Genomic DNA, 19552 nt, shown 5'->3' with positions numbered 1-19552 from the left:
CAGTGGTTATACCAGCAGGAGATTTTCAAATTACCCTAACAAAATCAATGAGGAATACGGGTTTAACCCAGCCGCCCAGTCGCGCGCGCCAGCGCAATATCGAAGATATGCATCGCCTCTTCCAGCTGCGAGTCGGTGGTCACCAGTGGCGCCAGGAAACGGATGGTGTTGCGATGCAGGCCGCATTTGATCAGCAGCAATCCTTCCTGACAGGCGCTGTCGAGGATCTTCTGGGTCAGCGCCGCATCGGGACGACCGGTTTCGAAGTCGAGGATTTCCACCGCCTGCATAAAGCCCACGCCGCGCACGTCACCGATGCAGGCATATTTATCCGCCAGCTGTCGCAGACGGGCATTGAGCTGCTCGCCGAGCTGGCAGGAGCGCTGCAGCAGGTTCTCATGCTCAAACAGATCCAGTACCGCCAGCGCCGCCGCACAGCCCAGCGCGTTGCCGCCGTAGGTGCCGCCTAATCCGCCCGGTGTTGGCGCATCCATGATCTCTGCACGTCCCACCACGCCGGAAATCGGCAGACCACCGCCCAGGCTTTTCGCCAGGGTGATTAAATCCGGTTTGATCCCCAGCTGCTGGAAGGCGAACATCGTGCCGGTGCGCCCGAAGCCGGACTGCACTTCATCGCAGATCAGCAGAATACCGTGCTGGCTGGTGATGCGACGCAGCGCCTGCATAAAGGCTGGCCCGGCGGGCAGGAAGCCGCCGTCGCCCTGCACCGGCTCAATGATAATCGCCGCCACACGCTCCGGCAGGATCTGCACCGCGAACAGCTGATCCATCGCCTTCAGACAGTCCGCTTCGGTAATGCCGTGCAGCGGGTTCGGGAATGGCAGACGGTAGATGTCGCCAGGGAACGGACCAAAGTTCTGTTTGTAAGGCGCGGACATGCCGGTCAGTGTGACACCCAGCAGGGTACGGCCATGAAACGCGCCATCAAACGCGATGATACCGGGGCGCTGAGTGTGTGAGCGGGCAATTTTCACCGCATTTTCCACCGCTTCGGCGCCGCTGGTGAAGAAGACGCTCTTATACGCCTCATCGCCACCGACCAGTTTGTTCAGCCGCTGCGCCAGCTCGATATAGCCCGGATAGGCCACCACCTGAAAACAGGCGTGAGACACCAGACCGAGCTGGCGGGTCACCGCATTGACGACCGCCGGGTGATTGTGACCGACATTCAGCACGCCGATACCGCCGACAAAGTCGAGATAGCGATTGCCCTCTACGTCCCATACTTCACTGCCTCTGGCGCGTTCGATCACCAGCGGATGGGCGGTAACGACACCGCGCGGCACATTCTGCTCGCGTGCATCCAGTAACAGGCTGTTATCGGAATATGCTTGCTGCTCTGCCATGACATTCTGCATTTTAAACCCTCATCCACGTATCGTTCGGTTGGCTCAAGTATCGCAACCTGCTGGTTTCTCACGCTGCCGTAATTGCCCGGGCAGCGGCATTTCCTGTCAAAATCCCGCTGCATTCAGCAGGGAAATTTCTCTGCCAGCGCCTGACGAATCAGTGTGACAAAAACATTAACGCCATGCGGGATCAGCGCATCGTTGAAGTCGTAAGCAGCATGGTGCAGCGGCTTACAGGGAGCCGATCCCAGCCACAGGTAGGCACCGGGGCGCGCCTGCAGCATAAAAGCAAAATCTTCCGAGGTGAGCGCGGGCTTGGGCGCGGCCTCCGCCGGGATGCCCGCCTGCGTCAGCGCCTCAAGGCAAAACTGCGCTTCCGCCGCGCTGTTAATCGTCGCCGGGTAGTACCGCTGATAGTTCACTTCTGCGCGCAGGCCATGGGCGGCGGTGATGTGCTCCGCCATCTGACGCAGCCGCGTTTCGATCGTATCCTGTGCCGCCGGGCTGAAGGTACGCACCGTGCCGGTGATGTTTGCCTCTGCCGGGATCATGTTGTGCGAAAAGCCGCCCTGCATCCGGGTGACGGTGAGCAGCGCCGTTTCGCACGGATCCAGGGCGCGAGAGACCAGGGTGTTCAGCTGCACCACCAGCTCACTGGTCGCCAGCAGCGTATCGCTGGTCAGGTGCGGTTGTGCGGCGTGGCCGCCCCCGCCCACCACCCGGATATCAAAGCGGTCGGCCGCCGCCATGATGGCACCCGGCCGGGTCTGAACCTGGCCGAGCGGCAGTTCCGGCCAGTTATGAATGGCGTAGACGGCTTCGCAGGGGAAGCGGCTGAAGAGGCCGTCATCGATCATGGCTTTTGCGCCTGCCAGCCCCTCTTCGGCGGGCTGGAAGATAAAGCAGACACTGCCGTCAAAGCTGACATCGCGCGCCAGTTGTTCGGCGGCCCCCAGCAGCATCACCATGTGGCCGTCGTGGCCGCAGGCATGGCTCACCTGCTCTGCCCGGCTTTGCCAGTCGGTGCCGCTTTGATCCTGCATTGGCAGCGCATCCATGTCGGCGCGCAGGCCAATCATGCGTTCACTGCTGCCCTTCTTCAGTATCCCGACCACGCCGGTTTTACCGATACCGCGATGCACCTCAATGCCCAGCTCCTGCAGGAAATTCGCCACGATGTCGCTGGTGCGCAGCTCCTGAAAGCCCAGTTCGGGATGCGCATGCAGGTCGCGGCGCAGTGCCACTAAATGTTCCATTTTAATATCCTCGCGAACGGTCAATCACACCCTGTAGCGGCTCGCCACGCTGGTAGCGCCGCAGGTTTTCCAGCAGTGCCGCGATGGCGCTCTCATTCTGCGTCTGGCTGGCGATGTGCGGTGTCAGCCAGATGGCGGGATGGTGCCAGAACGGATGACCCGCCGGTAACGGCTCCGGGTCAGTGACGTCAATCACTGCGGCGCGGAGCTGACCGCTTTCCAGCGCCTGCAGCAGATCGTCATGATTGAGCTGCTGACCGCGTCCGGCCTGCACCAGCGCCGCGCCCTGCGGCAACTGGCTGAACAGCGTCTTATTCAGCAACCCCTGTGTGGTGTCAGTCAGCGGCAGCAGGCAGACCAGAATGTCGCTGTGCGCCAGGAAGTCAGCAAGTTGATCCGCGCCGTGCCAGCAGCGCACGCCAGGGATCTCGCGCGGTGTGCGGCTCCAGCCTGCGCAGTCAAAGCCCAGCGCGACCAACTGCGCTAACGCGGCCTGCCCCAGTTCGCCCAGGCCCATCACGCCCACCCGACGCTGCGCGGCCGGTAAGGCGGCGTGGGCCAGCCACTGCTGCTGGCGCTGCTGATTGAAATAGCGCGGCATGTCGCGATGCAGGCCGAGCACCGCGAAGGTGACATATTCCACCATGCCCTGGGTCAGGCCTGGCTCGATCATTCTGATCACCGGCAGGTCGGGCGGCAACGCAGTGAAATCAAACTGATCGGCTCCGGCTCCCACCGAGAACAGCAGTTTCAGCCGGGGAAACAGCGCCGGAATGTCAGCGGGGGGCTGCCAGGCGACCAGCGCCTCAACCTGTGCCGGATCACCGGTTTCGGGCCAGATATGCAGCTGAATGTCAGGCGCCTGTTCCGCCAGCCAGCGCTGCCAGATCCGGCCACGTTCCGGCTCCGATTTATAAACGATATGCATCAGGCCATCGCCTGAGTCATCAGCCCAAACGCCTGCATCCCCTGCGGCGTCCAGGGCGTGCCGCGCACCATCGTGGTGGGCGCATCGACCTGAGGAATGCCCAGACTCTCCAGCCAGGCGGCCATTGGCAGCGCACCGTCGGTATCAATGCGCAGGAACTGCCCCTGCAGCGATTGCATCAGTGAGGCGACCAGCGCCTGAGCGGCCGGGAAATCCGCGGCTATTACCGGGCCAATCGCCCAGCCGTGACCAAAGCGGCGCAGGCTGGCGAAGCCCTGAATCTGCTGCTGCGCATCCTCTAAAATCACTGTCTGGCAGTCGCGCAGTAAATGCTCAATCAGCGCCGGACGAAGCATGCCATTTGCCTGCTGATCCAGCGTCACCAGCGTGGCGTGATCGAGCCGGGTCGCGGGTCGCAGCTGCAGTCCCGCCGGGATCACCACGTCAGGCAGTGTGGTCACTGCACGGGTCTGGTGCTGACGGATTTCACCGCAGCTGACAAAACCGAGCTTTTCATACAGGCCTTTGCCCATTTCGGTCGCGTGCAGACGCACATTACAGTCAGGCAGTTTTTCCAGCTGCGCCAGCATCAGCTGTTTGCCCAGGCCGCGCCCCTGCTGCTGGTTATCAACAATAATCAGTCCCAGCGTGGCGGCACTGTCGCCCCAGCGCCAGAGTACTGCGCTGCCAATCAGCTTACCCTGCTCTTCAATCACCGTGCCCTCGCCCAGTTGCAGCGCCAGCGCCCAGTCTTCGCGTCGGTGGGGCCATTTCAGCGCCTGCGTTAAGGTGAAACATTGGTCGAGATCGTCGGGCGTCATTGCGCGTATAGTCAGGCTCATAACAGCTCTCCTTACATCATGCCTGGCGTTTCAAGTCCGCTGCCGTCAACCAGACGGCTGTAGCGGTAAGGGGTCGGATCAACGATCGGTGTAGCCTCAGTCGCCAGGTCGGCGGCCAGTCGTCCGGCTCCGGGTCCGATACCGAACCCGTGGGCGCTGTAACCCGCCGAGAGCACCAGCCCCGGCAGTTTGGCCACGGTAGAGATGACCGGAATCGCATCCGGGGTGCTGTCAATCATGCCGCCCCACGACTGCGCCAGCTTAAGATTCGCCAGCGCCGGGTATTCACGCCGCATCGCCGCCAGGCCCTCTTCCACGATTTTTGCATCTGCTGCCGGATCGAGAATACGCATACGCTCAAACGGTGACTCGCGGTCAAATGCCCATTTCCCCATCGCTTCCGGGCCGTTGAAGAATGGCGACAGGCCGAGATTCAGGGTGAGATTCTTGCGGCGGCTTTTAAAGGTCGGATAGAACTGGCGGGCATAGCGCAGCCCCTGCGCGCCCGGCTCCAGACGCCCGCGCCCTGAGACGGAGACGGTGTAGCTGCCGTCCATTTGTGGCCGACAGGCAAAGCCCGGCGTGTAAAGCGGCATGGCGATCGCCTGCTCGATGGGCTGCGTGCGGAAGGCGGTGCCAATCACATTGCCCAGCGGCAGGTCGATGCCGTGACGACGGCAGAACATCGAGGTCCAGGCGCCAGCGGCGCAGATAACCCGGCTGGTTTTGATCAGACCGCGTTCGGTCCAGACGCCGCTGACCCGACCTGCGGCGATATCCAGCCCGCGCACCGCGCACTGCTGAAACAGCAGCGCACCTTTTTTCAGCGCACCCGCCACCAGGCCAGGCGCAGCGAGGCGTGGCTCGGCGTGGCCGTCGGTGGGTGCTGAGAGGCCGCCCCGCCATTGGGTGGTGCTGCCGGGCGTCATCGCTTTGGCCTGTTCCGCCGTAAGAATCGAACTGTTTACGCCATAGCCTTTTGCCATCTGGATCCACTTATCCCAGGCCGCGATGTCCGACTCTTCCTGCGTGGCGTAGACCAGCCCGCTGCGGCGGAATCCCAGCTCTTCGCCGGTTTCGTCGTTCAGTTCACCCCAGCGTTGCAGCGCATAGATAATCAGCGGCAGCTCACGCTCATCACGATTCTGCTGGCGACACCAGCCCCAGTTGCGGCTCGACTGTTCCGCCCCTACCAGGCCTTTTTCAATCAGCACAACCTTCAGTCCCTGCTTCGCCAGCTCCCAGGTGGCTGCGGCACCGGCAATACCGGCGCCAATCACCACCACATCGGCGGAATCGGGGAAATTCGCACTGTCCTGTACATAACGAATCGGTGCAGGCATAACAAGATGACCTCTGTTGTCAGTATCTGATCTGGCTCAGGGCACTATCGCCGCTGTGCCAGACCCGCGCCGCCTGCGCAATGCATCAGTGCTGTGCAGGCGGGTAAATAAGAGCGCGTTAACTCACTCTGCTTTTAAAATCTCTTCATGCTCATCCAGCCAGCCCTGACGCAGCTCCGGCACCGCACGTTTCAGGCGCTCGAAATAGAGCTCGCTGGTCGGCTTGTCATAATCACTGCGTGCCAGCTGAGTCACGATACGACCGCTCTTCATCACCACAATTTCGTCGCACACCGCCCGTACCGCATGCATGTCGTGGCTGATGAAGATCACCGAGAGCCCCAGCTCGCGCCGCAGTTCGCTGATTAAGTCGAGGACGGCGGCGGCGACCACGGTATCCAGCGCCGAGGTCACTTCATCACACAGGATCAGGTCCGGTTCAGCCGCCAGCGCACGCGCCAGATTGACGCGCTGCTTCTGCCCGCCGGAAAGCGCCCAGGGACGCCGCCACAGCACGCTGCGCGGCAGCTTTACCAGATCCAGCAGCTGATAAAGTCGCTGCTGGCGCGCCGCGCCGCTCAGGCCGTGAAACAGCGTCAGCGGTCGCGACAGGATGCGTTCAACGCTGTGGGCCGGATTCAGTGCAGTATCCGCCATCTGGAACACATACTGAATGCGGCGCAGCTCGTTGTCAGGGCGTTTCTGCATATCGCCTGCAATGTAGTGGCCGTTAAACAGGATGTGGCCGTGACTGGGGGCGTTGAGTCCGGCAATGGCGTGCGCCAGGGTGGTTTTACCCGAGCCTGATTCACCGATAATACCAATCGCCTGTCCTTTCCAGAGCTTGAGGTTGATCTCCTCCAGAATGCGCACTTTTGGATGGCCGTCATTACCGCGTGGGCCATAACCTGCGCTGAGGTCGCGCACCTCCAGCAGCGGATGAATATCGGCGGCGGCCGGACACCAGTTGCTGGGCCGCTCTTTCTGCCGCGCGGCGTCCATCAGTAAACGGGTGTACTCCGCCTTTGGCGCACCAATCAGATTTTCGGTGCTGCCATACTCCGCCATTTTGCCGCGCAGCAGTACCAGAATCCGGTCAGCCATCTGCGCGACTACGGCCAGATCGTGGCTGACGTAAATCGCGGTGACGCCACGCTGCACGACCACGCGGCGAAACGCTTTCAGCACTTCGACCTGGGTGGTGACATCCAGCGCGGTGGTCGGTTCATCAAGGATCACGACGTCAGGATCGCCAATCAGCGCCATCGCCGTCATCAGACGCTGCAGCTGACCGCCCGACACCTGGTGCGGGAAACGGTCGCCAATAGTCTCGGGGTTTGGCAGCGCCAGTTCGCGGAACAGGCCAATCGCCTTCTCTTTCGCCGCTTTACGGGTCAGGGTGCCGTGGATAACGACCGGCTCAATCACCTGGTCGAGGATCTTCATCCCCGGATTAAAGGATGCCGCCGCGCTCTGAGCGATATAGGCAACTTTGTTGCCGCGAAACGCGCGCAGCTGGCCCGGCGTCAGACTGTTAACGTCGGTGCCGGCAACGTGAATGTTACCTTCGGCGATGCGACAGCCGCTGCGGGCATAGCCCATCAGCGCCATGGCGATGGTGGTTTTACCGGAGCCGGATTCGCCAATCAGCGCCAGCACCTCGCCTTTCTGCACCGTAAAGTGAATGTCGGAAACCAGGTCGATCTCTTCGCCGCGATCGGTCTGCGCGGTAACACGCAGTTTATCTACCGAAATCACCGGCATGGCGGTATGTGGTGTCACGTTCATGCTCCCTCCTTCGCCAGCGTCATCGGACGCATCGCCTGCAGGCTGTCGATAAACAGGTTGGCGCCAATGGTCAGGCTGGCAATCGCCAGCGCGGGCATCAGCACCGCAGGCGAACCGTCAAACAGCCCCTGCATATTTTCACGTACCAGCGTGCCCCAGTCGGCGTACGGCGGCTGCACGCCCAGGCCCAGGAAGCTCAGGCCGCTCAGCAGCAGCACGATGTAGACAAAGCGCAGGCCAAAGTCCGTCAGCATCGGGTGCACCATGTTGGGCAGGATGTCATGAATGGCGATATACCAGCGGCTCTCGCCCCGCAGCCGTGAGGCACGGACGTAATCCATGCTGCGCAGCGAGCTGGCCATGGCAAAAGCGATACGGAAGGCGCCCGGCCAGTAGGTGAACACCGCCGTCAGGATCAGCATCGGCAGCGAGGAGCCAAATACTGCGACGATCATCAGCGACAACACCTTGCCCGGCAGCACCAGCAGTGCGTCGTTGACGCGGCCGAGTAACTCCTCCAGCCAGCGTCCCGTCACCGCCGCCAGCAACGCCAGCAGCGTGCCGATCAGGCTGGCCAGCAGCGCCGCACTCAGCGCCAGACCGATTGAGAACTTCGCGCCATAGAGAATACGGCTGAGCATGTCGCGTCCCAGATAGTCGGTGCCCAGCAGGTTATCGGCTGTCAGGCCGCCCATCAGTGGGCCGCCGCCGATGTCATCAATGCTGTGCGGCGCCAGCGGGGTGCCGAACACGGCCATCAGCAGCCAGAACAGCGACATCATCAGACCCAGCCGACCTGACCAGGAGAGCGCCTGAAAGAAACGCCAGGGCAACAAGAGAGTATTCATGCGCTTCTCCATTTCGGGTTAAAGGCGATAGTCAGAATGTCAGCCGCCAGCAGCAGTACCAGATAACAGGCGGCGAACAGCATCACGCAGAGCTGCACCACCGGCAGGTCGCGGTTACTGACCGCGTCCACCAGCTGGCTGGCCAGACCGGGATAGCTGAAGATGGTTTCGATGATGATCACCCCGCCAAACAGATAGGAGAGGCTGAGTGAGATCGCGTTGGCGATGGGGCCGACCGCGTTAGGCAGCGCATGACGCAGCACGGCGCGAAGCGGCGACACCCCTTTCAGCAGCGCCATCTCCAGATAGGGGCTGTCGAGCTGATTGATGATGGCGGCCCGCGTCATGCGTGCCATCTGCGCCACCAGCACGCAACAGAGTGTCAGCACCGGCAGCGCATAGGCTTTGAGGTAGCTGAGCAGGTCGCTGTCCGGACTGCCGAACGACATCGCCGACACCCAGTGCAGCTTGACGGCGAAAATCAGTACCGCCACCGTCGCCACCAGAAACTCCGGCACGGCTACCGTCGCCATGGTGCCGATAACCAGCGCCCGATCGAGCCGGGAACCGCGATTCATCGCTGCAATGATGCCGATGATCAGCGCCATCGGCACGCAGATCAGCGTGGTGATGCCCGCCAGTTCAAAAGTGGCGGGAATACGCTGCGCCACCAGCTGTGAGACCGGCAGATGGCTGGCAAACGAGGTGCCGAAGTCACCCTGCACCATGCCTGTCAGCCAGTGGATATAGCGCATCAGCAAAGGCTGATCGAGACCCAGCTGCTGCCGTAACGCCGCCACCGTTTCCGGCGTGGCGTTCTGGCCGAGGATCATCTGTGCCGCGTCACCCGGCAGCAGGCTGGTGATGAAAAACACCACCGCCGAGACGATAAGCAAAGTCAGGATGCCGGCGCCAACCCGCCGGGCAATCAGGAACATCATGTATCGGTTCATCGGCGTACTCCTTATGAATAGCCTAATGGGATAGGCTAAGATCAGGCGGTCAGCCAGGCAAACTCATGGAAGCGATAGCCCATCATCATGCCTGACGGCCAGGCCTCGACCCCTTTGACCTTTTTGCTGTAGCCATCGGTGGAGCTGATAAAGGTCGGAATGATGGTGCCGCAGTGGTCATAAATCAGCGTCTGCATGTCGCCATACATCTGCTTGCGTTTTGCCTGATCGCGCTCACCGCGTGCGGCGACCACCAGCTGATCAAACTGGGGATTTTTCCAGCCCGATTCATTGTTCGGTGCCGTAGAGAGATAAAACTGTGAGAAGAGCATGTCGAGCGTCGGACGCGGGTTAATCGAGCCATATCCCACCGGATCTTTCATCCAGTGCGAAGACCAGTAACCGTCATACGGCACACGTCGCACTTTCACATTGAGTCCTGCCCCGCGCGCCATCTGCTGGATCAGCTGACCGCCTTCGTTCGCCCCTTCGATATTCGGCGTAGTGATGATCTCTATCGTGGAGCCGGCCATGCCCGCTTTTTTGATGTGGAACTTCGCTTTTTCCACGTCGAGCGGACGCGGTTTGAGGTCGGCGTTGTAGAGCGGATGCCATGGCGGCACCGGGGTGTCATTACTCACGTCGCCATAACCCTGCAGCACCGTTTTCACCAGCATTTCACGCGGCTGCAGGTATTTCATCGCCAGCACAAAATCTTCGTTGCTGCCCGGCTTCATGTCGGTGCGGATAATCAGGTTGGTGTACATGCCCGATTTACTCTCCAGCACGCCAAAATCGCTGGTGGCTTTGATACGCTTGCAGTCCGCAGCGCTCAGCGTGGACACGATTTGCAGATCACCCGACATCAGGGCATTAACACGTGCTGCGGCATCGGTGACGCCTATCAGCTCGACCTCATCCAGATGCGGCAGACCCGGCTTGTAGTAGTTGGGATTTTTCGTGCCGATGGTGCGCGTACCCGGCATAAAGGTTTTGCAGATAAACGGACCGGTGCCGATGCCTTTGCTGAAGTCGGTGGTGCCGTCTTTCACAATTAAAAATGGGGGTGTCGCCAGCATGTAAGGGACGTCGAAGTTGGCGCTGTTCAGCTCCAGCTGCACCTCATTATCGTTGACCGCGGTGAACGTTTTGAACTGATCGGCCAGCTTAAAAGCGATAGAGGCGATGGCCGGATCTTTGTGGCGGCTGAGCGAGAAGATGACATCTTTGGCGGTCAGCGGTTTGCCATCATGGAAGGTGACCCCTTTACGCAGTTTGATATGCCAGGTGATGCCGTCACTGGAGTCCAGCGACTCAGCCAGCGCCGGTTGCACCATCAGGTTTTTATCCAGCTCGGTCAGACCGCTGTAGAACATGAACTGGCGGGTGTAGTCCGCGCTGTTGTTACTTTTGGCCGGATCGAGTGTATCGGTGGCCGAGGAATTCGACATCGCCGCCCGCAGTTTACCGCCTGTGACCGGCTTGTCGTCCGCCAGTGCTTCCCCTGAAAAACCGATCAGGCCGCTGCTCATCACCGCACCTGCGGAGAGGATTTTCATCAGGCTGCGACGTGACAGCGAGCCTTCGGTGATCATGCGCGTCAGTGCCGGATTTACCGCATCGGCGTCTTTATTATCAAATTTACTCATCTCTGTACCCTCAATAGTCAGGCGAACCGGGGATTATTTTTCTGGCGGTGCTGGACACCTGGCGGCCAGCACCCGACGGGACGTTATGAAAGGCGATCCTTTGCTTTGTAATAGAGTCCTGCGAGCGGTAAAAACCATGGCTTGCCGTGATAACCGGGCAGCGCGGGCCATGCGTCGCGCTGCCAGGGATTTTCAGTGCGTTTTTCGGCCAGCAGGTCGGCCATGACCCGCCCCATCCAGACCGACATCTGCGTGCCGTGACCGCTGTAGCCCAGCGAATAGAACAGGCCATCCTGTTCACCCGCGTGTGGCAGACGGTCGGCGGTCATGTCGACCATGCCGCCCCAGCAGTAGTCCACCCCAGCTTTACCCAGCTGCGGCAGCATCTGCGTCATCGCGTGGCGGAGGATCTCGCCGCTGCGCGAATCGGAGGTTGGGTTGCTGACGGCAAACCGCGCGCGGCCGCCAAACACCAGCCGGCTGTCGGCGGTGGTACGGAAGTAGTTGCCGATATTCAGCGACGTCACATAGGTCCGGTTATTGGGCAGCACCTGACGCAGCAGCGCCGGGTCGAGTGCTTCCGTGACTACAATAAAGCTGCCGACCGGCACAATACGGCGCTGGAACCAGGGAAAAGGGCCGACGTTGGAGCAGCCGGTCGCCATCAGCACTTTATCCGCCAGAATCGTGCCCTGCGCGGTGTGTATCCGATGCTGATAACCCTGCAGGCGTTCTAACTTCGTCACGGCGTGATGCGGGAAAATTTTCGCGCCGCTGCGGGCCGCCGCTTCCGCCAGCCCGATGCCAAATTTACCCATGTGCATCTGACCGCCACGCTTCTGCAGCAGGCCGCCGTGGAAATCATCGCTGGCGATCTCATCGCGCACCGCCGTTTTATCGAGCAGTTCGATCTCCGGGTCTACGGTGCGGCGCATCAGTTCATACGCCTCCCGCAGCCCGGCCATATGCGACGCTTTGCTGGCGAGCTTGAGCTTGCCGCACAACCGGAAGTCGCAGTCGATCTCTTCATCCTGGATCAGTTGCTGGACGTAGCTCACCGCATCGTCAAACGCCCGGTAGAAGCGACTGGCCTGCTCCAGACCCTGACTTGCCACCAGCGAGGCGAAGTTCTGCGCCACACCGGTATTGCAGTGGCCGCCGTTGCGCGCCGAGGCCTGGCTCATCACGTCACCACTCTCCAGCAGCACCACACTGATGCCACTGCGCGCCAGGTTAAGCGCCGCCGAGACGCCGGTGAAGCCGCCGCCGATAACCACCACGTCCGCCTGTGCGGGCAGCGGTTCACGGGCGGCACCGGTAAAGGCCGGAGCGGTGGCCTGCCAGAACGATTCCAGTTTCATGGGGGATTCCTCAGAGTCCGACGACGCCAGGCAGGCCGCCGATATCTTTGATTTCGGTGTACTGGTAGTAAGGGTTCGCCGGTTCATGACCGCGATTGACCCAGACTTTATTTTTGATGCCGAGATCGTGGGCGGTCATCAGGTCATAGCGGAAGCTGGAGGAGACATGCAGGATATCCTCCGGGCCGCAGCCGAGCTTATCCAGCATGTACTCGAAGCCTTTCATCTGTGGCTTGTAAGCCCCCGCCTCTTCGGCCGTGATGGTCATATAGATGGGCGCACCCAGACGCGGTTCGTGATGCGGGATCAGGTCTTTCATCGAGTTAGTCAGCAGCACCAGCGGGAACTCCTTAGCCACTTTTGCCAGCCCGGCGGGCACGTCGGGATGCGGACCCCAGCTGGCGCAGTCGGTGTAGATAAAGTCGCTGTCGGCTTTGTCCCACTTCACGCCCCACTTTTTGCAGGTGCGCTGAATCGCATTACTGACCACGTCGTAATAGGGTTTCCATGCGCCGAGCACCTCATCCAGACGGTAGGCGGCAAAGTCAGCGGTAAACGCGTTCATTGCATCCGGATCGACACGATCGCTGAAACAGCGTTGGGCGGCGCCCGCCATATCAAAGCGAATCAGCGTGCCGTAACAGTCAAACGTGATGAATTTCGGTTTAAACAGTGCCATGTAACAGCCTCGTCTTTGTCAGTTGCGCTTAGAAATCGATGAGTACACTCTTCTGGCGCTGGCAGGCCTGAAACGCCTGACGCCCTAAGTCTTTCCCAATGCCGGAACCCAGGAAGCCGCCGGTTGGAATGATGAAGTCGCCGGAGCGGCCATAGCGGTTGATCCAGACCGTGCCCGCATCGATGGCGCGCATCGCACGCAGCGCGCGCGGCAGACTCAGGGTGTGGACACCGGCGCAGAGGCCATAGGTGTCGTGGGCGGCCATCGCCAGGCCCTGCTCTTCATCGTCAAAGGTCTGCACCGTCAGCACCGGACCAAAAATCTCCTGCTGCACGGCCGGATTATCCTGCGCCACGTGGCTCAGCAGCGTGGGCTGCCAGAACCAGCCGTTTTCGGTGTCGGCAAAACGCTCTCCGCCCACCAGCACCTCTGCGCCCTGCGCTTTTGCTGCCTCAATCACCGAGCAAACTTTGTTGCCCTGACGTTCGTCGATCAGCGGCGCGTAGCGACTCTCTTCGTGCCAGGTGACACCCGGTTTAAGTTCGCGGCAGAGCTGTGCCAGCCGCTCAACCAGCGGGTCGGCAATATTGCGCTGCACAATAAGACGGGTGCCCGCGACACAGGCCTGGCCGCCGTTGGCGGTAAAGCCGCGCAGAATACGCTGGGCCAGCACCTCAAGGTCGCCCGCATCATCAAACACCAGCTGCGGACTTTTGCCGCCCAGCTCCAGCGTCACCGGTTTCATGCCGTGCTGCGCGGCATCGCTCATGATGCGCTTTCCGGTTACGGTCGAGCCGGTGAAGGAGACTTTGCGCACCAGCGGATGGGTCACCAGCGCGCTGCCGGTTACAGCACCGCTGCCCTGCACAATGTTCAGCACGCCCGCCGGTAAACCGGCCTGGATCGCCAGTTCGGCCATGCGCACGGTAGAAAACGGGGTGAGTTCAGAGGGTTTGAGGACGACCGCATTGCCTGCCGCCAGCGCCGGTCCGCATTTCCACGACGCCATCGACAGCGGAAAATTCCACGGGGTAATCGCGGCGATAACGCCATACGGTTCGGCAATCAGCATGCCGAGGCTGCTGTCGCGGGTAGGAAAGAGGTCGCCGCTGTATTTGTCAGCGCATTCGGCATAGAAGCGAATCGCTTCAGCGGTAAACGGGATTTCGTGTAGTACGACGTCATTGATCGGGCGGGTTGAACCCAGCGCTTCCAGCTGTGCCAGCAGCGGGTCCTGCTCAATCAGATCGGCCCAGCGGCGTAACACACGGCCGCGTTCACGCGGCGGACAGCCGGACCAGCCGCTGGTTTTCAGTGCCTGATGCGCGACGGAAACAGCGCGATCGACATCCTGCGGCGTAGCGTCCTGCAGCGTGGCATAAACCCGGCCATCAGAGGGACGTTTAACCTCAAAGGCTGCGCCCTGGCTCTGGCAGTGCTGGCCGCCAATATAATGGCCAGCCGGAAGAGAAACTTTTTCAGGGTCGAAACTTAACATGGAAGAATTCCTTATTTGTTACACCCATCAGTTGCTGATTTATTAGCGTTTACAACGGCCGATTTCTGCGGTGTTAATAAGCTAATGCAGAAAGTATGCCAGCCGGGCAAAAAATAAAAATGCGTTTAAAACAGCGCAAAAAAATTTTCTGCCGTATTGCCGGGGGATTTTTTGCGGAATTGCCGAACAATTAAACAGATGATTTACTTCACAAAATTTATGCGCCCTGCTGGTGCAACCTGCACGGAAATTGCACCAAAGCGGATATAAGGGGTCAGGCTGCTCATTACAGTGCCAGGTCCCCGCCGATTTACCGACCGGTCTCACATCCCTGATAAATTCTTTCGTTTTTAAAGACTATTATTTGACGCCAAAGAAATTATCCTGAGCATCAGGCAAAAAAAAACGCCAGCCTGATCATCCGGCTGGCGTTCTATTAATATTTAATTACAGACTGCCAATGTGAAATGTTTTCTGTTCCAGATATTCATCAATTCCGTAGCGGGAACCTTCCCGGCCAATACCGGAGAGTTTCACACCACCAAACGGCGCAACCTCCAGGGAAATTGCGCCGGTATTAAAGCCGACCATGCCAAACTCCAGCGCTTCCGCTACCCGCCACGCCCGCCGGATATTCTCGGTAAAGAAATAGGCTCCCAGGCCGTAAGGCGTGTCGTTCGCCATCGCGATCGCCTGCTCTTCATCATCAAAGATAAACAGCGGCGCGACCGGGCCGAACGTCTCTTCATGGGCGATGCGCATGCCGGACGTGACCTCACCGAGTACCGTGGGCTGCACGAAGGTGCCGTTGCCCTGGCTCATGCCGCCGGTCAACAGGGTTGCTCCCTGACTGAGCGCATCGTCGATGTGACCATTCACTTTCTCCACCGCGCGGCTGTTGATCAGCGGGCCAATGGTGCTGTCGGGCGCAAAGCCATCGCCCACTTTCAGGGTGGCGACCGCCTCCAGCAGTCGGGCGGTGAAGCGCGGATAGATGCTCCGCTGCACCAGAATGCGGTTGGCACAGACGCAGGTCTGCCCGGCGTTGCGGAACTTGCTGAGCATGACGCCGGCGACCGCAATCTCAATATCGGCATCATCAAACACGATCAGTGGCGCGTTGCCGCCCAGTTCCAGACTCAGGCGCTTTATGCTGTTGGCGCTCTGCTGCATTAATAACTGCCCGATGCGGGTCGAACCGGTAAAGGAGATTTTACGCACCGTGCGGCTTTCAGTCAGCGCCGCACCAATCTCCGTGGGCAGGCCGGTCAGCACCTGCAACACGCCAGACGGGAAACCGGCGCGCTCTGCCAGCACCGCCAGTGCCAGCGCCGAGAGCGGCGTTAACTCCGACGGTTTAACGATAATCGGACATCCGGCGGCCAGCGCCGGGGCTACCTTTCGGGTAATCATCGCAATCGGGAAGTTCCACGGCGTAATCGCGGCGGCAACCCCAACCGGCTGTTTCAGCACCAGAATGCGACGGTCCTCGCTGGGCGCGGGAATGGTGTCGCCGTAGATGCGACGCGCCTCTTCCGCAAACCATTTCACAAAACTGGCGCCGTAGAGCACTTCGCCTCTGGCTTCTGCCAGCGGTTTTCCCTGCTCGGCGGTCATGATGATCGCCAGGTCGTCAGCATGTTCCACAATCAGCTGATGCCATTTTTCCAGCAGCGCGGCACGGCTGGCATTAGGGGTTTTGCCCCAGCTGATGCGCACCGTTTCCGCATAGGTTATCGCCTGTTCCGTCTCTGCCCGGCCCAGCGCCGGAATCGTGGCCAGCGTTTCGCCCGTGGCGGGATCGATAACCGGCAGCGTGGCGCCCTTATGCGCATCCTGCCAGCGTCCGGCAAACAGCGCCTGCTGGCGCAGCAAATCGCTATCGGTAAGTTTTAATCGCGACATAACATCCCCTCGTGGTCAGTTAATTCCACTTTATCGCGCCGGGTCAGCGCAGGATGTTGTTGTGCAGGGTGAGAAAGGTCACTGAGCGAATTTTTCGCGCTGATTTGAAATTTTATGCCGTGCGGGAACGGGGGCGCATCCGGCGGGATGCGCGGTGTGATTAAATCTGGAAGTCGATGACCGGTTCGTCGTCGTTACTGTAGGAGAGTGCCTGGCGTTTAATCTCCTCCAGCGACAGGTTGGCGTTGCAGAGTTCCAGGAACTGCCAGACGTAGTTGCGCTGCAGCTGACCGCGCTTGAGGCCAAGCCAGACGGTGCTGGCATCGAACAGATGCGTGGCATCCAGACGCTCCAGCTCTTCACTTTCTTCGGTTTCACACGCCTGATCGGCCAGGATCCCGACACCCAGACCGAGTTTGACGTAGGTTTTCACCACGTCGGAGTCCTGAGCGCTGAGCACGATATCCGGTTTCAAACCCGCCGTCTGGAAGGCACGGTCAACCCGCGACCGGCCGGTGATGCCCTGCCGGTAGGTAATGAGGGGATAGCGGCTGAGGGTGCTCAGTGAGACCGGCTGGTTCTGCACCAGCTCATGCCCTTTTGGCACCAGCAAGGCGTGATGCCAGCTGAACCAGGGGAAGGCGGCCAGACTGCTGTTGTTGACCAGCATTTCACTGGCGATGCCGATGTCCGCTTCACCCGCCAGCAGCATGGTAACGATTTCCTGCGGCGATCCCTGATTCAGTTCAAGCCGGACGTTGGGATAGAGCTGACGGAACGCCTTGATCACTTTCGGCAGGCTGTAGCGCGCCTGAGTATGCGTGGTGGCGATGGTCAGGATGCCGCTGGTTTCATTGGTAAATACATCGGCCAGCCGCCGCACTTTGCCCGCCTCATCCAGGATGCGCTCGGCGATGGTCAGCAACGCTTTGCCCGGTTCGGTCATCCCCAGCAGACGCTTACCGCGACGGATAAAGATCTCCACACCCAGCTCATCTTCCAGATCGCGGATGTGCCGACTGACACCCGACTGGGAGGTAAACAGTGTGTTAGCGACTTCCGTTAAATTAAACTCACAGCGGGCCGCCTCGCGGATGATCTTAAGCTGCTGGAAATTCACGATATTTACCTCCCTTTACATAATCTGATTCTCTGATGGTAAGAACTATTATTGATAACCGGAAATACTAAAAAATTTGGCTTTATGACTTTAGGGAATAAAGGGGGGATGGTTGCGCGGATGCGCTGAGGTGTTCGCTGCGCGAACGGGCTTGCTGCGGAGCTGAAGCTGGGAGTGTTCGCTGCGCGAACGGGCGCCGGGAAGGTTTCGTTCGCCTTGCAGGCTGCATGTGAAAAAGCCGGGGTGTTTGCTGCGCGAACGGGCTATGAGAAGGTTTCGTTCGCCAGGCGGGCCGGGCAGTTTCAGTAACGCCTCTGCAGGCGACCAACAAGGGGGCGCCAGTCGCCGCGCCCCCTTGACCCCCAGGCTCCGGCCTGCTTCACCGCCGCTTCGCGGTCCCTTCGCCTCTTCCGGATTTCTCACGGACCGCCGGGACGCGCCATCCCTGGCGCGAACCCGCCTCTTCGCGACATCCATGTCGCTCGTCCTGAAATCCCTCATCCGCTCAGCGGTTCTGACGGCCTCCCCAACCCCTCGCTGTTACTTCTTCTTTTTGTGTGGGGTATCTCATCGCTTTACGTTTCCGGAGCTGTCACTGGACAGCAGACAACGCAGCACTAAAAAAACATAAATATTTTGCAGGCGGGGGGGTTGGGAGAGGCGTCCGAAGCGCTGAGGAACAACCGGAGGTAAGGATGAGCCGACAGGACGTCGGCGAGAGGACGTCACGAGCCAGGGATGGCGAGTCCGGACAGTCCGCGGGCCGAAGGGCGTGGCGAAGGTACCCCGTGAAACGGGGCGCGGAGGCAGCCGGACGCCGGGATTGTTAAGGGGCGGGCGTACGCCCCTTGACGCGTCCGCCTGCACAGGCGACCTCAAACTCTCCACCGCCTGGCGGGCGTAACCTGCTCAGACTCAGACCGCTGCAAAGCCTGACCTTAGCCCGCTGCAAACCCTGACCTTAGCCCACTGCAAACCCTGACCTCAGCCCGCTGCAAAGCATTGCCTCAGCCCGCTGCAAGCGCCCCCCTTACCCTACTAACATCAACTCCCGCTCCTCATTCAGCGGCTTGTTCAGCAGCGACAGCAGAATATTCTTCACGGCTTGTGCAGAAGGTGACAGCGGTAACCGGGCGGAGATGTTCAGCGACAGCGGCAGGCTCAGTGACGGGCTATTGATGCGTGACATCCAGGCATCCGTCGAACCCACCAGTGAACGGGCGGCAGATTCAGGTAACACGGTGACGCCCATGCCGCTGGAAATGGCTGACGTCAGGGTTGAAATCGATTCGATCTCACCGATGATGCGCGCGCTCAGGCGACGCAGTGAAAATGCCTCATCGACGCGCTTGCGCACGGCACTGTAGTCACGCGGCAGGAACAGGCTCATCTGCGCGACATCCGCCAGATCGACACTGGCACCCGGATAATCGGTGGCGCCGACCAGGAAGAGATCTTCTTTCATCAGCGGCATGCTGTTGATACCGGCTGTGGGAGCGCGATCGTACAGCACCGCCATATCCAGCTGACCGCTCATCACTTTCTCATTCAGTACGCTGCCACTGTTTTCGTGCAGGTAGACCAACACTTCCGGAAACTGATCGCGGACGGTTTGCAGCAGTGGCATCGTCAGCGAGGATGCTGCCGTACCCGGTGCCAGACCAATCGACACCTGACCGCTCAGCACCTGACCGGCGTTAATGACCGCCGTCTGTGCCTGTTCACACTGGCGCAAAATGGTGCGCGCATGACCATAGAGAATCTTACCGGCTTCAGTTGGCGTAACGCCGCGCTTGGTGCGGATCAGTAACTGCTGATCCAGTTCATTCTCCAGCGTCGCCACCTGCTGACTGAGTGCAGGCTGTGCGATGTGCAGCACTTCGGCTGCCTGCGTCAGACTGCCGATATCGACGATTTTCACAAAGTACTTCAGTCGTCTTAAATTCATCTTGCCTCCGTCACTCACCCCGAATAGCGAAATGGGTTAGACCCCATCGCCCTGATAACAGAGA

15 protein-coding genes are annotated in these 19552 nt (G+C 60.2%); all 15 read right to left on the bottom strand.

The features are described from left to right. Nucleotides 1–62: 62 nt before the first annotated feature. Nucleotides 63–1379 (bottom strand): 4-aminobutyrate--2-oxoglutarate transaminase, encoded by a 1317-nt coding sequence (gene gabT / locus PU624_RS11015; RefSeq protein ID WP_283547649.1) that lies wholly within the window; start codon nucleotides 1377–1379, stop codon nucleotides 63–65. A gap of 113 nt (nucleotides 1380–1492) precedes the next feature. Next, the gene (locus PU624_RS11010) at nucleotides 1493–2626 is read right to left on the bottom strand and encodes a M20 aminoacylase family protein (protein WP_283547648.1); all 1134 of its coding nucleotides are present in this window, start codon (nucleotides 2624–2626) and stop codon (nucleotides 1493–1495) included. A 1-nt stretch (nucleotide 2627) separates the two neighbouring features. Then, nucleotides 2628–3554 (bottom strand): 2-hydroxyacid dehydrogenase, encoded by a 927-nt coding sequence (locus tag PU624_RS11005; protein ID WP_283547647.1) that lies wholly within the window; start codon nucleotides 3552–3554, stop codon nucleotides 2628–2630. Beyond that, nucleotides 3554–4396 carry a GNAT family N-acetyltransferase gene (locus PU624_RS11000; protein ID WP_283547646.1) on the bottom strand — a complete coding sequence of 281 codons (843 nt, stop codon included), beginning with the start codon at nucleotides 4394–4396 and terminating at the stop codon, nucleotides 3554–3556. Before PU624_RS11000 ends, PU624_RS11005 begins: the two co-directional genes overlap by 1 nt. An 11-nt stretch (nucleotides 4397–4407) precedes the next feature. Beyond that, nucleotides 4408–5739, bottom strand: a complete 1332-nt coding sequence (locus PU624_RS10995) for an NAD(P)/FAD-dependent oxidoreductase (RefSeq protein ID WP_283547645.1) — start codon at nucleotides 5737–5739, stop codon at nucleotides 4408–4410. A 123-nt stretch (nucleotides 5740–5862) separates the two neighbouring features. Continuing rightward, nucleotides 5863–7527 carry an ABC transporter ATP-binding protein gene (locus PU624_RS10990; RefSeq protein WP_283547644.1) on the bottom strand — a complete coding sequence of 555 codons (1665 nt, stop codon included), beginning with the start codon at nucleotides 7525–7527 and terminating at the stop codon, nucleotides 5863–5865. Then, nucleotides 7524–8375, bottom strand: coding sequence for an ABC transporter permease (locus PU624_RS10985; protein WP_283547643.1), 852 nt, complete (start codon nucleotides 8373–8375; stop codon nucleotides 7524–7526). The genes PU624_RS10990 and PU624_RS10985 overlap by 4 nt, the downstream gene beginning before the upstream one ends. Beyond that, nucleotides 8372–9328 carry an ABC transporter permease gene (locus tag PU624_RS10980; protein WP_283547642.1) on the bottom strand — a complete coding sequence of 319 codons (957 nt, stop codon included), beginning with the start codon at nucleotides 9326–9328 and terminating at the stop codon, nucleotides 8372–8374. Before PU624_RS10980 ends, PU624_RS10985 begins: the two co-directional genes overlap by 4 nt. A 41-nt stretch (nucleotides 9329–9369) precedes the next feature. Beyond that, nucleotides 9370–10977, bottom strand: a complete 1608-nt coding sequence (locus PU624_RS10975) for an ABC transporter substrate-binding protein (RefSeq protein WP_283547641.1) — start codon at nucleotides 10975–10977, stop codon at nucleotides 9370–9372. A gap of 83 nt (nucleotides 10978–11060) precedes the next feature. Then, nucleotides 11061–12338, bottom strand: coding sequence for an NAD(P)/FAD-dependent oxidoreductase (locus PU624_RS10970; RefSeq protein WP_283547640.1), 1278 nt, complete (start codon nucleotides 12336–12338; stop codon nucleotides 11061–11063). Between the two features lie 10 nt (nucleotides 12339–12348). Then, on the bottom strand, nucleotides 12349–13017 hold the full coding sequence (locus tag PU624_RS10965; protein ID WP_283547639.1) for a haloacid dehalogenase type II: 669 nt from the start codon (nucleotides 13015–13017) through the stop codon (nucleotides 12349–12351). 28 nt (nucleotides 13018–13045) lie between these two features. Beyond that, on the bottom strand, nucleotides 13046–14515 hold the full coding sequence (locus PU624_RS10960; protein WP_283547638.1) for an aldehyde dehydrogenase family protein: 1470 nt from the start codon (nucleotides 14513–14515) through the stop codon (nucleotides 13046–13048). Between the two features lie 447 nt (nucleotides 14516–14962). Continuing rightward, nucleotides 14963–16420 carry an NAD-dependent succinate-semialdehyde dehydrogenase gene (locus PU624_RS10955; protein WP_283547637.1) on the bottom strand — a complete coding sequence of 486 codons (1458 nt, stop codon included), beginning with the start codon at nucleotides 16418–16420 and terminating at the stop codon, nucleotides 14963–14965. Between the two features lie 160 nt (nucleotides 16421–16580). Continuing rightward, nucleotides 16581–17540 (bottom strand): HTH-type transcriptional regulator Cbl, encoded by a 960-nt coding sequence (gene cbl, locus PU624_RS10950; RefSeq protein WP_090959778.1) that lies wholly within the window; start codon nucleotides 17538–17540, stop codon nucleotides 16581–16583. 1030 nt (nucleotides 17541–18570) lie between these two features. After that, nucleotides 18571–19488, bottom strand: a complete 918-nt coding sequence (gene nac, locus PU624_RS10945; RefSeq protein WP_283547636.1) for a nitrogen assimilation transcriptional regulator NAC — start codon at nucleotides 19486–19488, stop codon at nucleotides 18571–18573. Between the last annotated feature and the right edge of the window lie 64 nt (nucleotides 19489–19552).

This window comes from Pantoea sp. Lij88 (genome assembly GCF_030062155.1).
GTDB lineage: Bacteria > Pseudomonadota > Gammaproteobacteria > Enterobacterales > Enterobacteriaceae > Pantoea.
This window is presented reverse-complemented; position numbering and strand designations above follow the sequence as displayed.

Bases quoted from the DNA above. Each gene is read 5' to 3' on its own strand.
- gabT (WP_283547649.1), bottom strand. From the start codon at position 1,379: ATGCAGAATGTCATGGCAGAGCAGCAAGCATATTCCGATAACAGCCTG.
- PU624_RS11010 (WP_283547648.1), bottom strand. From the start codon at position 2,626: ATGGAACATTTAGTGGCACTGCGCCGCGACCTGCATGCGCATCCCGAA.
- PU624_RS11005 (WP_283547647.1), bottom strand. From the start codon at position 3,554: ATGCATATCGTTTATAAATCGGAGCCGGAACGTGGCCGGATCTGGCAG.
- PU624_RS11000 (WP_283547646.1), bottom strand. From the start codon at position 4,396: ATGAGCCTGACTATACGCGCAATGACGCCCGACGATCTCGACCAATGT.
- PU624_RS10995 (WP_283547645.1), bottom strand. From the start codon at position 5,739: ATGCCTGCACCGATTCGTTATGTACAGGACAGTGCGAATTTCCCCGAT.
- PU624_RS10990 (WP_283547644.1), bottom strand. From the start codon at position 7,527: ATGAACGTGACACCACATACCGCCATGCCGGTGATTTCGGTAGATAAA.
- PU624_RS10985 (WP_283547643.1), bottom strand. From the start codon at position 8,375: ATGAATACTCTCTTGTTGCCCTGGCGTTTCTTTCAGGCGCTCTCCTGG.
- PU624_RS10980 (WP_283547642.1), bottom strand. From the start codon at position 9,328: ATGAACCGATACATGATGTTCCTGATTGCCCGGCGGGTTGGCGCCGGC.
- PU624_RS10975 (WP_283547641.1), bottom strand. From the start codon at position 10,977: ATGAGTAAATTTGATAATAAAGACGCCGATGCGGTAAATCCGGCACTG.
- PU624_RS10970 (WP_283547640.1), bottom strand. From the start codon at position 12,338: ATGAAACTGGAATCGTTCTGGCAGGCCACCGCTCCGGCCTTTACCGGT.
- PU624_RS10965 (WP_283547639.1), bottom strand. From the start codon at position 13,017: ATGGCACTGTTTAAACCGAAATTCATCACGTTTGACTGTTACGGCACG.
- PU624_RS10960 (WP_283547638.1), bottom strand. From the start codon at position 14,515: ATGTTAAGTTTCGACCCTGAAAAAGTTTCTCTTCCGGCTGGCCATTAT.
- PU624_RS10955 (WP_283547637.1), bottom strand. From the start codon at position 16,420: ATGTCGCGATTAAAACTTACCGATAGCGATTTGCTGCGCCAGCAGGCG.
- nac (WP_283547636.1), bottom strand. From the start codon at position 19,488: ATGAATTTAAGACGACTGAAGTACTTTGTGAAAATCGTCGATATCGGC.